10 protein-coding genes are annotated in these 14,490 nt (G+C 52.2%); all 10 read right to left on the bottom strand.

The genetic code is table 11. The features are described from left to right. Positions 1-46: 46 nt before the first annotated feature. Entirely contained in the window at positions 47-1,171 is a 1,125-nt protein-coding gene (locus Q4A89_RS10300) for a glycosyltransferase family 1 protein (RefSeq protein ID WP_303185354.1), read from the bottom strand. Beyond that, on the bottom strand, positions 1,164-2,402 hold the full coding sequence (locus Q4A89_RS10295; RefSeq protein WP_303185352.1) for a glycosyltransferase: 1,239 nt from the start codon (positions 2,400-2,402) through the stop codon (positions 1,164-1,166). The genes Q4A89_RS10300 and Q4A89_RS10295 overlap by 8 nt, the downstream gene beginning before the upstream one ends. Next, positions 2,399-3,496, bottom strand: coding sequence for a non-hydrolyzing UDP-N-acetylglucosamine 2-epimerase (gene wecB, locus Q4A89_RS10290; protein WP_303185350.1), 1,098 nt, complete (start codon positions 3,494-3,496; stop codon positions 2,399-2,401). The genes Q4A89_RS10295 and wecB overlap by 4 nt, the downstream gene beginning before the upstream one ends. Before the next feature lie 20 nt (positions 3,497-3,516). After that, the gene (locus tag Q4A89_RS10285) at positions 3,517-4,824 is read right to left on the bottom strand and encodes a polysaccharide deacetylase family protein (RefSeq protein ID WP_303185348.1); all 1,308 of its coding nucleotides are present in this window, start codon (positions 4,822-4,824) and stop codon (positions 3,517-3,519) included. Further along, positions 4,806-5,759, bottom strand: coding sequence for a GNAT family N-acetyltransferase (locus tag Q4A89_RS10280; protein ID WP_303185346.1), 954 nt, complete (start codon positions 5,757-5,759; stop codon positions 4,806-4,808). Before Q4A89_RS10280 ends, Q4A89_RS10285 begins: the two co-directional genes overlap by 19 nt. Position 5,760: 1 nt before the next feature. Continuing rightward, entirely contained in the window at positions 5,761-6,777 is a 1,017-nt protein-coding gene (gene recA / locus Q4A89_RS10275; RefSeq protein ID WP_303185345.1) for a recombinase RecA, read from the bottom strand. Positions 6,778-6,809: 32 nt separating this feature from the next. Then, positions 6,810-7,265, bottom strand: a complete 456-nt coding sequence (gene bcp / locus Q4A89_RS10270) for a thioredoxin-dependent thiol peroxidase (protein ID WP_303185344.1) — start codon at positions 7,263-7,265, stop codon at positions 6,810-6,812. 71 nt (positions 7,266-7,336) lie between these two features. Continuing rightward, positions 7,337-8,530 carry a saccharopine dehydrogenase family protein gene (locus Q4A89_RS10265; protein ID WP_303185343.1) on the bottom strand — a complete coding sequence of 398 codons (1,194 nt, stop codon included), beginning with the start codon at positions 8,528-8,530 and terminating at the stop codon, positions 7,337-7,339. Between the two features lie 304 nt (positions 8,531-8,834). Beyond that, positions 8,835-10,718 (bottom strand): RagB/SusD family nutrient uptake outer membrane protein, encoded by a 1,884-nt coding sequence (locus Q4A89_RS10260; protein WP_303185342.1) that lies wholly within the window; start codon positions 10,716-10,718, stop codon positions 8,835-8,837. Between the two features lie 13 nt (positions 10,719-10,731). Next, on the bottom strand, positions 10,732-13,845 hold the full coding sequence (locus tag Q4A89_RS10255) for a TonB-dependent receptor (protein ID WP_303185340.1): 3,114 nt from the start codon (positions 13,843-13,845) through the stop codon (positions 10,732-10,734). Between the last annotated feature and the right edge of the window lie 645 nt (positions 13,846-14,490).

Below are 14,490 nucleotides of genomic sequence, written 5' to 3'. Positions count from 1 at the left end.
CATCTCAACATCTCAACAATCAAACCCCTCAACCCCCGCAGGGCATTTACCCAATCATTCGGATGAGTCGTTCGGCTTGGTAACGGTTGGAGTAGGTGGGGAACAGCACTTGTTCGCGTCGTTCGATTTCGGAGGCGGTGAAAGGCTGCTTCATCAGTTGTCGGCAGGTGGCAATCATCTGCTCCGGTGTCTCGGCGATGTGGCACAGCTCATCCAGCCCGCTGCCGGCGAGCATCGGCGGATTGACGACGACATGGCGTCCGGCAAAGAGGCTGTTCAGCAGTTTCAGCTTCAGACCGGTATCCTGAAACGTGACGAGCAGATTGACGTGTGCTTCGCCGATGAGCCGGTCGATTCGTTCTGCGGTCGGGTTAGCTTCGACGGAGATATTCGGATAGCGTGCCGCTTCGTTCAGCAGGGTCTTCGAAGGGTCCATTCCGGCAATGACGCAGCGGAACGGCGAGAGCTTGCCGAACACGTTACGGATCAGGTAAAGCGCGGCCGTTTCGTTCTCTTTGACCGACAATTTCGCATGGTAGAGGAGCATGTCGGACTGTCCTTCTTTCGAGGTGACGGCGTTGTTGGCGTGGAAGCACGGCATAAATTCGACGTGGTTCTTCGGGAAGGTTTTCCGCAGATACGTACAGTCTTTCATCGATACGGCCAGCATGATTTGAGCGTCCTCGACCTTTCGTTCGAATCGCCGGAATCGTTCGGCCTCGACATGGTAAAACAGTTTCTTCAACGGATGACGCTCTGCCTGCCCGATGGCATGGTAATAATCGTGCTCGATGTTGCATCCGCGGAAGATCTTGATACGATCGGCCAGCGCAGGATCGGTCAGGTAGTAACACGTATGAAGTCCTTCGAAAAGAATGGGGTAATTGTCTTTCCGCAAATTCCGGAGCAAACGTTCGTCCTTTCGACTGTACACGTTGTACGGCAGCAACGAGATATTCGTCCGCCATCCCGTCTGCCGACGGTAATAATGCACCTCCTCGCAGATTGCTTCGAGTTCGGCTGCGCGCGGCCGCTCATATTCGAAGCAATGCAGGATGATGTTGACTCCGCACTCGTGCAGGGCTTTGACCTTGTAATAAATATCGATGACTCCGCCGTAGTTGGCCGGCCACGGGATATTGAGCGCGACGACGTGTAACGTTTTATGCATGGTGCGGTGCGATTTGTTCGAAAATACGGATGAATTGGAGCGCCTGCGTCTCGCGTGAGAACGATTGCACTTCTTCGCGGTCGACGTCGATCGACGTGGTTTTCTCCGCCTGCCATTGAAGGTAATACCTCCGGATAAACGCGTACACTTCTTCTTCGCTGTGTGCCGAAAGGCCGGACTTCGTTCGGCTGATCACTTCTTCGAGGCAGCCCTCGTCGCCCCGCACACAAAGTATCGGTTTCTCGACGGCCAGCGCTTCGAAAAATTTCGTGGTCATGATGCCTTTGGGACCGTTTGCGTCCGCCTTGTTCGTCAACAGCAGCAACATCGAACTCTCGTTGAGGACGGCGGGGATATGTGCGGCGGACACATAACCGGGATAATCCATATAGTCGGCGATCGGATACTTTTTGACATCTTGCTCAAGCTGTTGCTTCGACTGCGGGTCGATGAACCAACGGATGCGGAACGTCTCCGGGCTGATGATGCCTTCGCACGAAAGGCGTGCGACGGCCTTGAACAGCAGTTCCGGATTGCGCATCGAAGAACTGAGCAAGCGTCCGGTATACGTGATGCGGAATTCCGGGGTGCGGATCGTGGCAGGTGCAAACAGTTCCGGGTCGAACCCGTTATAGATCAGTTGCGTGTTCGAGTTCAGACGTTGCAGCACGGAGACGTGCCACGGGGAGACGGTGGTGACGCAGTCGGCCTGACGCAGCACCTTATTACGCTCCCGAATGCTGTGGCTCCCGAACAGCCGGGCGATAAGCTTCTCCATGCCGAACAGTTTGGGGAGCGAATGGGCGATGTACTCGTTGCCGGTGTATTGCTCGATGATGTCGCGCAGATCGACGACAAACGGCAGGCGATACTTGCGGGCGATTTTTCGTGCGGCCGGCAGCGGGAAGTTCCGGTAGGTGCTGCAAAGCAACGCGTCGTAACGTTGCTGTCGGAGTTTTTTCTCCGCCTCCTGCGCCATGCGCCGGTTCTTGTACCCGAAAAAGACTTCGAGCAGCAGCACTTTCAGCCATTCCACGCGACTCCCCGAACGGTAGTAGCGAATGAACGAGACGTCGGTATCGCCTTTCAGAAAAGCGAAGGTCTCGTCGGGCAGGCGTTCCGACAGTACGGTCGGATGCCATCCGTTTTGTTTCAGGTACTTGCAGAGGTAGCCCATGCGTGGTCCGAAAGCAGGCGGAAACTGATCGCAAAGTATCAGCACATGCTTCATGAACAGAGCGCCTGGATGATTTTTTCGGCAGCGTGTCCGTCGCCGTATTCTTCAATCTCCTTGCGTTCGGATTCGATATGCAGGCTCTGGATGATTTTGCCCGTTTTGTAGCCGGCCAGCCGGTTCCATCCGGCCTCGATCGTTTCCGTCCATTCCGTTTCTTCGCGCAGCGTGATGCACGGTGTGCGATGGAAATAGGCCTCTTTCTGTACACCGCCCGAATCGGTTAGAATCGTTGCCGCTTCTTTTTCGAGCATGACCATATCGATGTAATCGACCGGATCGATGATTTTGACCGCGGGGTGAGCTGCGAGCGTTTCACGCAGACGAAACGTGTCGAGATACAGTTCGGTTCGGGGATGCAACGGCCAGATAACGGGCCGGTCGGGGGTTGCTATTTCGGTCAGGGCATGAACGATTTGCGTCAGTCGATCCTTGTCGTCCGTATTCTCGGCGCGATGTACGGTGCAGAGGTAGAACGAACGACGGTCCAGCCCCAGCGTCGACATGATCGTCGACTGCTCTTCGGCCACCTTGCCGAAGGTGAGGGCCGCATCGTACATCACGTCGCCGGAATGAAAGACGTTGCGCGTGATGCCTTCATCGCGAAGGTTGCGGATGGCGCCGTATGTCGGACAGAAGAGTTGACTGGCGATATGGTCGGTCAGCACGCGGTTCGTTTCTTCGGGCATCTTCCGGTTGAAGCTGCGCAGGCCGGCCTCCACATGGGCGACCGGGATATGCAGTTGTGTGGCTGCCAACGCGCCGGAGAGGGTGGAGTTGGTATCGCCGTAGACGAGTACGCGGTCGGGCATGCTTTCGAGCAACGCTTTTTCGATTTCGACAAGCATCTGCGCTGTCATCTTCGCATGACTGCCGATGCCTCCGCAGTGCAGCTTCCACGTGGGCTGCGGTATTCCCAGCCGGTTGAAGAAGATGTCGCTCATGTTCCGGTCGTAGTGCTGCCCCGTATGCAGAATCTTCTCCTCGATACGTTCGCCTTTGGAATGGCGATTATGTTCGATAATCGCCCGGCTGATCATGGCCGCTTTGATAAATTGCGGACGGGCTCCGATAATGGTTACGATTTTCATATGCGTTCGATATTACGTTATTATATGGTGAGCCAATATAAGATTTTGCTGTATAGATTTTTCAAGTATCCGCAACGCTGCGTCGCGGAGGTGTTGTGCCAGAGAAGCGTCAGTTCTCCGTTCATTTTTCTGGTCGTGTCGGCCAGGTGCATGCAGTAGCGAAGGGCCTGTCTTTCGTCCAGATTCATGTATTTCGCCTCGCTCAGCGTGCTGTCCATGACCGTAAGCGGATGGAGGGTGAGCGAGGGAGAGAGTCGTCGGGTAGCCGGGTTGATGTATCGCACGGCGCGACTTGTACCGAGTCGGAAACCGGCTATATCGGCATATCCCATGGTGTAATCGTCGGTCAGGCCGGCCGCTTCGAGCGCTTCCATATCTTCCGGTTCGCGTGAGGTCAGGAAGTGATGACGGTTTTGTGTGATTGTGAAGCCGGATGCTTGCTCAAGGGTCTGCTTCTCCGAGCGTGTAAGGCCCGGCTGTCGCCCCGCTTCGTAGCTGGTATGCAGGCCGATGATGGCTTCCTGTTCGCGGCATAGCTTGAGCAGCTGCTGCATGTCTTTGCCGTTGAGGTCGTAGTGCGGCTTGTCTCTGGCATCGTTTCCTCCCGCTCGGAAAAACACGATGGATTGACAGACCTCCTCGCCGAAGATTTTTCGCATGTTCTCCCCCTGTTTCAGCATCCACGGGAAAGTGTAAAGAGGATCATCTTCGAGTGTGCCGTATTTCCATCGCAAAGCGTGGTACAGGTTTCCTTTCAACGTTTCCCGTGCCACATGCTTCCACGTGCGACAGCGGTACGGGACGTCCACGTCGTGCGTCAGATGAATCCGGCGGAACGCTTCGGGCGGTTCGGGAACGTCGCATCCGATTTGTCGCAGCCACTGCCGCAACAGGCAGCCGTACTCGTCAATGATAGCCCGGTCGATAAATCTGCCGCGGCCCGGCAGGGACTCCTTTCCGGGGAATCGTCCGTGCTCGTCGCGACAGTCTTTCCGCATCCATTCTTCGTAACGGCTTATCAGGAAGAAGGTGCTCGCGATGAAGTCGGCACGGGTAACGAGGGTGTCTCCCTCACGTGTGACGTCGGGTAATCCGAACAGCAGCGGGATGTTTTCAATCGTCGGGAGAGGCAGACCGGGCAGGGTAGAAGGGGTTCCATACACCTCTTCGTTGAAGAATCCCGACGAAACGATCACGAGCTTATACTTTGTGTAGTCGCGCGGATCGGAGGTATAGCCGACAAGCCGGTATACGTCTTCCGTCAGGTGATCGCCTAACAGAGACCGGATAATGTATGATTCGATGTCCGTCATCTCGTTTGCGCCCATTTGATTTTGATCCTGTCTATCCAACTCCGTTTTCCTCGAGATATTGTGAAGTAGGGGGTCTGGATGGCGCCAAATTCTCTGAAAAACCGTTCCACGCCCCGAATCATAGACCCTTCGAAATCGAAGGTATCCGTGTAGTGCGCGGCATGCTGAATGGCTTCCCAAAGGACTAAACTGTGTGCGCCCGAATGACGGAGCCTCGGGTCGCCTCCTCCCGCAATGTAGTATGCGGAGCTTTTCTGCCATACGATAAAGGCGGCGGCATGGAGCTGTCCGTCGTTGTCGTATCCCCCGAAAATCTCGCCTTCCCCGCGTTGGCGACAGACGTCAATGAGTCTTTTCAGTACATTCGGGTCTTGCCGGTTCGCCGTGCCCTGACGCTCGAATGTCTTTTGCTGAATCGTCAGAAACGCTTCCGTCGGAATGCCCGTCTTTACCGTGATGCCGTGATGCTCTTTCGCCTTGACGATGTTACGGCGGATGTTCTGACTCATCCGGCTCAGGAGTTGGCCGGTTTCGCCGATATTTTTCAGCAGGTAGGTGTAGCGTGTCGTTTGTGTGTAACCTTCCCAGTAGAACGGTAGCCAGTCCGTGATTTCATAACTGAAATTCTGGAGAAAGAAACGATAGGCTTTGAGTTGTTCCGTCAGTTGCGAAGCCAGCGTCTGACGGTATCCGAGTGCGGTGGTGTATTTGGTGTCGTGAGAGAGCGGGGCGAACCACGGTCCCAAGGCCTGCGTGTAGCAGGGCATCGAGACCACGCCGCCGGTTGGAATATAGAGCGGCATGGTGGCGACGACGCGCCCTTTCTCTTCGATGACCAAAACGTCCCATTGCTTTTCGCCACATACCGTATCCAACCACCAGTCGCGCGAGAAAACCGGGAGGCTTTCTTCTGTCCGGCATAATGTACGATATGTTTCTTTGCGGGACATGTTACCCTTTCAGCTTCTCAAATATCTGCTGTTCGAGTTCGTCTGCCAGTTCGGGATTGTCGATGATGCATTGTTTGGCGGCATCGCGTCCCTGAGCCAGCTTCGTATCTCCGTAGCTGAACCACGAGCCGCTTTTCTTGACGATGTTCAGCGTGCTTCCCAAATCGATGATCTCGCCGGCGCGCGAAATACCTTCGCCGAACATGATGTCGAACTCTGCTTTCCGGAATGGCGGCGCCACTTTGTTTTTCACCACCTTCACGCGTACTTGTGTACCTTTCACGTCGTCTCCGTCCTTCAGGGTGCTGATACGACGGATGTCGATACGTACCGAAGCATAGAATTTCAGAGCGTTACCTCCGGTTGTCGTTTCGGGATTCCCGAACATCACGCCGATTTTTTCACGCAGCTGGTTAATGAAGATACATGACGTTTTTGTTTTGCTGATGGCGGCCGTCAGTTTACGCAAGGCTTGCGACATGAGCCGGGCTTGCAACCCCATTTTGCTGTCGCCCATTTCACCCTCGATTTCGGCTTTTGGGGTCAAAGCGGCAACCGAGTCGATCACAATGATGTCGACAGCGGCCGAGCGGATCAGTTGTTCGGCGATCTCCAGCGCCTGTTCACCGCTGTCGGGCTGCGAAACGAGCAGGTTGTCGATATCGACACCGAGTTTTTGCGCATAGAACCGGTCGAATGCATGCTCCGCATCGATGAAAGCTGCAATGCCGCCCATTTTCTGTGCCTCGGCAATCGCATGGATGGCGAGCGTCGTCTTACCCGACGACTCCGGGCCGTAAATCTCGACTACGCGTCCGCGGGGATAACCTCCCACCCCAAGGGCTGCGTTCAGCCCGATCGAACCGGTAGGAATCACTTCGATATTTTCGATGTGATCGTCTCCCAGCGTCATGATCGCTCCTTTGCCATAGCTCTTCTCGATCTTCTCCATCGCCGCCTGCAAGGCTTTCAGTTTGTCCGTATTGACGGCTGCTGCTTCTTTCTTTTCTTTTGCCATAACGATTTATTTCTTGCTCTTTACTGATGTTGTTACTTCTCGTTCAGGATTTGCTGCGCGTGATTTTTCGTGTCGACTTTCTCGATGACTTTTTCGACTACCCCGTTTTCATCGATCAGGAACGTATAGCGCAAGGTGCCCATATAGGTGCGTCCATACATTTTCTTTTCTGCCCAAACGCCGAACTGCTGTTGCAAGGTCGTATCCGTATCGGCAATCAATCGGAACGGCAAGTTTTGCTTTTCGATAAATGTCTGATGTGATTTGGCACTGTCTTTGCTTACCCCAATGATTTCGTAGCCGGCTTTTTTCAGCTCGTCATATCCGTCGCGCAAGCTGCATGCCTCGGCCGTGCAGCCGCTCGTGTTATCTTTCGGATAGAAATACAATGCGATTTTACGTCCTTTGTAATCGCTTACTTTCACTTCTTTTCCGTCCTGATCCAATCCCAAGAGGTCAGGCACTTTATCTCCTGTTTGTATAGCCATATCTTAATTTACGTGATTATTAAATTTGTGCGATCAATAGATGTTCGCTTTTACTTGTTATATACCGGATATTACAGCTCCAGATCGCCATCGAATACTTCATGCCACGGCAGTCCCTGTTCGTTCAACTCTTTCATGAACGGATCGGGATCGAACTCTTCGACGTTCCACACGCCCGGTCTCTTCCACAGTCCTTGAAAGAACATTTTCGAACCGATCATCGCCGGAACGCCTGTGGTGTAGCTTACACCCTGTGCACCCGTTTCCTTGTACGCCTGCTCATGGCTGCAATTATTATAAATGTAATAGGTGCGTTCTTTGCCGTCTTTGATTCCGCGGATGCGGCAACCGATCGATGTCTCGCCCGTATAGTTCTCTCCCAGTTCGCCGGGATCGGGCAATACGGCTTTCAGGAACTGAATCGGTACGATTTCTACTCCGTTGTACAATACCGGCTTAATGCTCGTCATGCCGATGTTTTGCATTACGCGCAGGTGGGTCAGGTATTCCTGTCCGAAGGTCATCCAGAAACGGGCGCGTTTGAGGGTTGGAAAGTTCTTCGTCAGACTCTCCAACTCTTCGTGATACATCAGGTACGATTCGCGCGGACCGATGTTCGGGTAGTGAATCGGCTGATGTACCGACAGCGGTTCGGTCTCGTGCCATGCTCCGTTCTCAAAATATTTACCTTTCTGGGTGATCTCGCGGATATTGATTTCCGGATTGAAGTTGGTGGCGAAAGCCTTATGATGATCGCCGGCGTTGCAGTCGACGATGTCGAGGTAGTGCAATTCATCGAAATGATGTTTGGCGGCGTAGGCGGTAAACACTCCGGTTACGCCCGGATCGAATCCGCATCCGAGGATGGCTGTCAGACCGGCTTTTTCGAAACGGTCTTTATACGCCCATTGCCAGCTGTATTCATACTTCGCTTCGTCGAGCGGTTCGTAGTTGGCCGTATCCAGATAGCTGACGCCATATTTCAGGCAGGCATCCATGATGTGCAAATCCTGATACGGCAGAGCCAGATTGACGACTAATTCCGGTTTGAAGTCCTCGAACAGACGAACCAGTTCGTCTACCTTATCGGCATCCACCTGTGCCGTCTGTACGTTCATATTTTTAATATCCGATGCGATCTTGTCGCACTTGCTTTTTGTACGGCTCGCAAGCATAATATCCGTAAATACGTCGGCGTTCATCGCCATTTTCTTTACTGCCACGGTACTTACCCCGCCGGCACCGATAACCAAAGTTCTGCCCATAGTCTTAATGTGTATAGATTAAAATAGAATATTGTCTCAACGACAAATATACGGCTTTTTTCGTTGATGGGGATATTCCATTTGGATATTCGAAGAATATTCATCTTTTGGATGAGTTTATACAAACGGGGATTATTCGAAGAGGAATAGTTCAACTTTTTGAATTCCAGATAGAAGAGAGGGTTTAGGGAATCATCCAACTGCAGCAGAGGCTTCTATGTTTCTTACTCGAGGCATTGGACGGGAGAAACGCACGTTTTCCCCTTATGTCGAAGGAAGAAGAACGTGCGTTTCGGTCAGAGGGTTAGCCTTGTCCGGGGTTTTGCACCAGTTTGGAGTTTCGGTTTATTTCGTCCCGTTTGATGGGGGCGAAATACATCTTGTTATCCCATTTGCGTTTCTCGCGGAACGACAGATCGCGCACGTAATAGTGGTAATCCCATGTGCTTTCGTTGTAGATATACGGGCGCTTGGCCGTTTTGCCATCTTTCAGACGCGCGAACACGATCATGCCGCACAAGGTTTTGTTGCCGCACTCTTCGCCGATCATCCAGCGGCGGATGTCATAGTACCGCGAATCTTCCATGAAAAGCTCCGTGCGTCGTTCGTGGCGGACAAACTCACGCATGGCCGCTTGATCGAAGGCTTTTTTACGTACGTTAAGCGTCGCTTTGGTGGCGGGTCGACCTATACGGGCGCGGAGCGCGTCGAGGAAAGCGGCCGCTTCGTCGAGTTGGTTCAGCTCGACGCAGGCTTCGGCGGCAATGAGATACATCTCGGCCAGACGAATGTAGGGATAAGGACAGAGCTGCGGATAGTTGGCGGCATCGATCGAAGTATCGATCATCTTCTTTTCGTAATACGAAGTCCATGAGCCGTTCCAGTCTTCGATCGGTCCCTGGCGCGTGTCACAGCCGTAGATCCCTTTGAATTTCACTTCTTTTCCGTCGGGCAGGTTGACCGTAACGTCCGTTCCGTCGCTCAGCTCATACGTTCCGCATTGCAGGTTGCCGAGCGGCGTAGGGTCGAGCGCGTAGCCATCGGCCGCACGCTTGCGTCCCCAAACGGCGCCGTCGTATCCGATGCAGGCGTAGAAGCGCGGTTCGCGTCCGTTGTATGGATTGCCTGTCTGATAGTCGCCCACCTTCGTCAGCGCGTCATTGAGCGATCCGTCTTCCATCTCGAAGTGCATCACGAAGTCTTGTGTCGGTGTTGTTCCCGACCAGTTGTGATAGCCGTTAGGACCGTGTTGCAGATTTACTTGATTCGTTATTTTCGACGAAGCGAATTGCTTGGTAAAAATCAGTTCATCGTTGTTGGTTGTCGCTATTTTATGATACTTGTTTGCCATTTCGGCCACCGTCGGGGCGTTACAGTCGATCAGTTTGAACGCCTTGCTGTCGATCACCTCCTTTGCCGCCTCGAGCGCTTTCCGGTAGAGCGCTTCGCGATCTCCATGATACTGGTTCACGTCAAGCTTGTTGATTGTACGGTCGGCATAGAGCGGGCTGGCGATATGGAGGCAGATGCGGGCTCTGAGACCGACCGCCGCCCATTTCGTGGCGCGTCCGAGCGGAGCCGTAGCCGGCAGCGACGCAATCGCTTCGTCCAAGTCTTTGAGGATAAAGTCGAGGCAATCGCCGACGCTGCTGCGGGCTATCTGCATCTCTTCCGTCTTCGTATAATCGCCGACGGTTTTATCGACAATCGGCACTCCGCCAATGCCTCGCACGAGGTTCGCGTAAAGATACGCGCGAAGGAAGCGGGTCTCGCCTTTCATTTGCTTCAGATCGAAGCCCGCCTTCTCCGGAACCTTGTCGATATTCTCCAACACGAGGTTGGCGTAATAAATGCCCTTGTACGTTTGTGACCAATTGAACGGACAATTGCTTCTGCCGTACCATTGTAGATCGCTGGCGGAACATGTCGCCTCGTTCACCGCGATTTGTCCGTAGTTATGCGTAAAATAAGCATCGTCCGTCAAACCGTTGGTCGTATGCTCTCTGGCTGCGTCGATTACATAGTCATAAATCGTATTGATCAGCGACTGTGTTGTTGCCGCATCTTCGAATACCTGCTCTTCCAGATACTCCGTGGTCGGTTTGAGGTCCATAAAATCGGAGCATGAAGGCAGCGCGAATAACGCCGATGCAGCCATGATAAGGATGATATTCTTTCTTGTCTTCATAAATAATCATGTTTTAAAAAGTTGCAGAAATGCCGCAGTTGAAATACTTCCGCTGCGGGTAGTAATCAAAACTGGACCTTGTATTTTCCGGGTCTCCCGGCAGTCCGTCGATGGTAAAAAGATTTTGTCCGTTGGCGAAGATACGGATCTTCGAGATACCGTAACGCCTCATATCCGTGGGGATGGTATATCCGATTTCCATGTTTTTCAGACGCAGATAATCGCTCGAACGAAGGAAGTAATCGTTCGCGTTCGAAATCCAGTACTGTCGCTCGCGTTCGTATGTACGCGGATGTTCGGAAGTCGGGTTTTCGGGAGTCCACCGTTGATCATAATATTCTTTGAGAAAATTCCCGACCGTTCCCGACCATGTCTGCACATAGGTCTCGGCGCCGAAGGCAGCCTGAAAGAGCATCGTCAAATCGAAATGATTCCAGCTCAACCCGACGTTGAAACCGGTAACCAAGCGCGGCGTCTGATTCTTATCGGAACGGACGCGGTCGTCGGCGTTGATTTTACCGTCTCGATTGTAATCGACGAATTTGATGTCCCCTACTTGCGCTCCGTCCCAATGCGGGTAATTATCGAGTTCTTCCTGCGTGTTGAATACGCCGTCCGTCTTGTAATACAATCCGGCACGATCGATCAGGTTGGCTAATGTCCCGCTGGTGGGTACGGGTTTCCCGGTCGATTTCTGGTATTCGGGAATACCCGGTGTCTCGTCCCAGAAAAGGATTTTGTTGCGGGCGTACGACATGTTCAGCCCCACCTCGTATTCTACCTTGCCGATTTTATCGTTCCAACCGATCAAAGCGTCGAATCCTTTGTTCTCCATTTCACCGAGATTCTCGAGTGGCAAGGTGATGCCGGCCGTTTCGGGCAGTGACGCGTTACGGGGAATCAACATATCGGTACGTTTGTGGTAGAACAAATCGCCTTCGATGCTCAAACGGTTGTCCAGCAACTTCATTTCAGCGCCGATATCCCACGTCGTACCGCGTTCCCAAGTGATATTTTTGTTCGGCGTGCGGATAGGATAGAGCTGTCGCTCTTCGTTTCCGTCGAAAATAACGCCGCTACCCTGAAATCCGAACGAGTTAAGGTATTGGATGGATCGGTCGGTATTGCCGTCATTGTCCGTCAGGACATCGTTCCCTGTCTGCGAGACGGAAGCGCGTAGCTTGAGGTAATCCATAAATGTGACCTGCTCTTTCCACCAAGGCTCTTCGGAGATACGCCATGCAACCATGGCGCCGGGGAAGAATCCATAGCGTTTGTTTTTCGGGAAACGATACGAGCCGTCATACCGCCAAACGAACTCGAACAAGTAACGTTCCAGATAATTGTACGACAAACGTCCGAAATAATTCAGACGAGTCTCTTTCCACGAAAACCCTTCCGTTTCCTGATCCTTTACACTACCGGCATTGATTTCTTCGAGCGTAGTAGACAAGAAGTACCTTCGGTAAGCCCGTAGCTGATCCATCTCTTTGCTTTGTCCTTCCACACCGACGGTCAGACCGATCGTATGATCACCGAATGTACGGTCGTAGCTCAATACCGCGTTCGTCAGCCAATCGGTGTAATCCCGGTGAATCTGATTGAGCTGAGGGTCGCTGATCCACGCGTTGTACGGTTTCAGGCCTTCGCTGCTTTTAGTCACCCCGTCCCACGAATAGAGGCGCACCGGTTTCCGGAAATTCTTTTCGCCGTAAAAATGTTTGTCGTAAGCTCCCGAAGCCGTCAGTTTCAGCCCTTCGACCCACGGAAACTGAACGGTCAGCGTCGCATTATTCTGAATGTAGTAGTTTTTCTGTCGGTTATATCCGGCGGCGTCGGTCGACGTCGCAGCGGGATTGTCACCATACTCGATATCGGGACCAATCTCTCCGCTCGGCCAGTAGGCGTTCAGCGTCGGTTTGCTCCGGCGGATAGCCGAGAAGATACTCCCGGCCGATTTGGCCGGATATTGCGTGTATTCGTAACGCGAGGTGTTGCCATACGTTAAGGTAACGTATTTACTCAGTTTGAAATCGAGGTTGGCGCGGATACTGAATTGATCGTAACGGTTGGCCGAATGTTTATAGATACCGTCTTCGCCGTTGGCGGCAAAGTTGACGTAATATCTTACCTTATCCGTTCCGCCGCTGATACCCACATCGCTTCGGTAAATCGGTGAAACGGACTTGATCACCGTCTTGTACCAGTCGGTATTCGGGAATCCCCACGGGTCGCTTCCGTCCTGGAATTTGCGCAGTTCGTCGTCGGAATACGTGCCGGCCGTAATTTCGTTCAACATCGTAGCATATTCGAATGCGTTACACATTTGGGGAAGTTGCGTAGGAGAGGAGTATCCGTAGCTTCCGTTGAATGTAACGATCGGCTTCCCTTCTTTGCCTCGTTTGGTCGTGATCAGGATAACTCCGTTGGCCGACCGCGAACCGTAAATCGCTCCCGCGGCGTCTTTCAATACGGACATGCTTTCGATCTCGTCGGGATTGATACGGTTCAGTCCTCCGGAACGGTCGGGGATACCGTCGATCACGACCAGCGGGTCCTTGTTCCCGATCGAGTTGGTACCGCGGATGCGGATTGTCGTTGCTCCGCCTCCGGGCTCGTCCGATCGCTGAAAGCCGATAACTCCCGGCATACGTCCGAGCATACCGTTTGAGAGGTTCGTCGTCGGCGAGGTTCTCAGTTCCTCGCCCGTCACACTGGCTACGGCACCGGTAACCGTCACTTTCTTCTGTGTACCGTACCCGACGACGACAACTTCTTCGAGCTTTTGCGTATCTTCCATTAATTGAACGTTGATAACGGACTGATTTCCGATCGTAATTTCCTGCGAACGGAAGCCGATAAAAGAGAATACAACGACGGCGCTGCTGCTTGGCGCTTCCATCGCGTAATTGCCTTCCATGTCCGTGATACTGCCGATGGTCGTTCCTTTGATGGAAACGTTAACACCGATCAGCGGATCGCCATTGGTATCCGTCACGGTTCCTTTGATTGCAACTTGCGCCAACACAGCCGTAGACGAACATAGCATGATGAGTAATATCGCCCAAAAAGCTGTGAAGCGGTTGCTTCGATAAAATTTAGTTTGTTTCTTAAAAGTCTGTTTCATGTTTTCCTTCTTATAAGGTTATAATTTATTGTTCTGTTTGCAGGCCGTTTTTTGCTCTGCGGCCATGACTGGCAGAGTTCCGAAAATGATCGCATTATTCCATGTACATAGGCAAAAAGATTTAATTGTTATATGTAATTACTGTTAAGTCAGTTTCTTTTTCATTCTTTTTGTTTATAATATTCTTTTATTTCGAGTAAACCAGAGCCAAAATTAAACAATTCATAAGAAGATGGCAATATTTAAGTGTTAAAAATAAAAGGGAGAGAGTGGAAAATTCACGAAGGAAACCGTTCCGTGTAAAGCATTCGTTGTTGGTGATTGTTGCCTTATCAATAGAAGAAACTGCTTACAGCTGACTGCTAATCGGTTGATTTATGGGGTATGTCGCATTTTAAAACGTTGGGTATCGATAAGTAAAAGAAAAGAGGGTGTGTCAAAATGCAATGTTTGGGCACACCCTCTTTAGGTGTGTAAGAATGGTTAAAAAGCAAGGCGCTAAGGATGAGTGTGAGGGAGCATACTAAGGTATGTGACCGAGCTCTCATTCCGCAAGCAACGAAGCAGTTTGCCCGTTATGACACACCGCCCTTTTTTTATGCACAAAGCCCCGACTTTCACAAGCTGGGGCTTTGTTATTACCTA

Source organism: Tannerella sp. (assembly GCF_030528505.1).
Lineage (GTDB): Bacteria > Bacteroidota > Bacteroidia > Bacteroidales > Tannerellaceae > Tannerella.
Note: the sequence above shows the minus strand (reverse complement) of the source record. Positions and strands in the feature narration are given on the sequence as shown.

Bases quoted from the DNA above. Each gene is read 5' to 3' on its own strand.
- recA (WP_303185345.1), bottom strand. From the start codon at position 6,777: ATGGCAAAAGAAAAGAAAGAAGCAGCAGCCGTCAATACGGACAAACTG.
- Q4A89_RS10280 (WP_303185346.1), bottom strand. From the start codon at position 5,759: ATGTCCCGCAAAGAAACATATCGTACATTATGCCGGACAGAAGAAAGC.
- Q4A89_RS10260 (WP_303185342.1), bottom strand. From the start codon at position 10,718: ATGAAGACAAGAAAGAATATCATCCTTATCATGGCTGCATCGGCGTTA.
- wecB (WP_303185350.1), bottom strand. From the start codon at position 3,496: ATGAAAATCGTAACCATTATCGGAGCCCGTCCGCAATTTATCAAAGCG.
- Q4A89_RS10255 (WP_303185340.1), bottom strand. From the start codon at position 13,845: ATGAAACAGACTTTTAAGAAACAAACTAAATTTTATCGAAGCAACCGC.
- Q4A89_RS10265 (WP_303185343.1), bottom strand. From the start codon at position 8,530: ATGGGCAGAACTTTGGTTATCGGTGCCGGCGGGGTAAGTACCGTGGCA.
- bcp (WP_303185344.1), bottom strand. From the start codon at position 7,265: ATGGCTATACAAACAGGAGATAAAGTGCCTGACCTCTTGGGATTGGAT.
- Q4A89_RS10295 (WP_303185352.1), bottom strand. From the start codon at position 2,402: ATGAAGCATGTGCTGATACTTTGCGATCAGTTTCCGCCTGCTTTCGGA.
- Q4A89_RS10300 (WP_303185354.1), bottom strand. From the start codon at position 1,171: ATGCATAAAACGTTACACGTCGTCGCGCTCAATATCCCGTGGCCGGCC.
- Q4A89_RS10285 (WP_303185348.1), bottom strand. From the start codon at position 4,824: ATGGGCGCAAACGAGATGACGGACATCGAATCATACATTATCCGGTCT.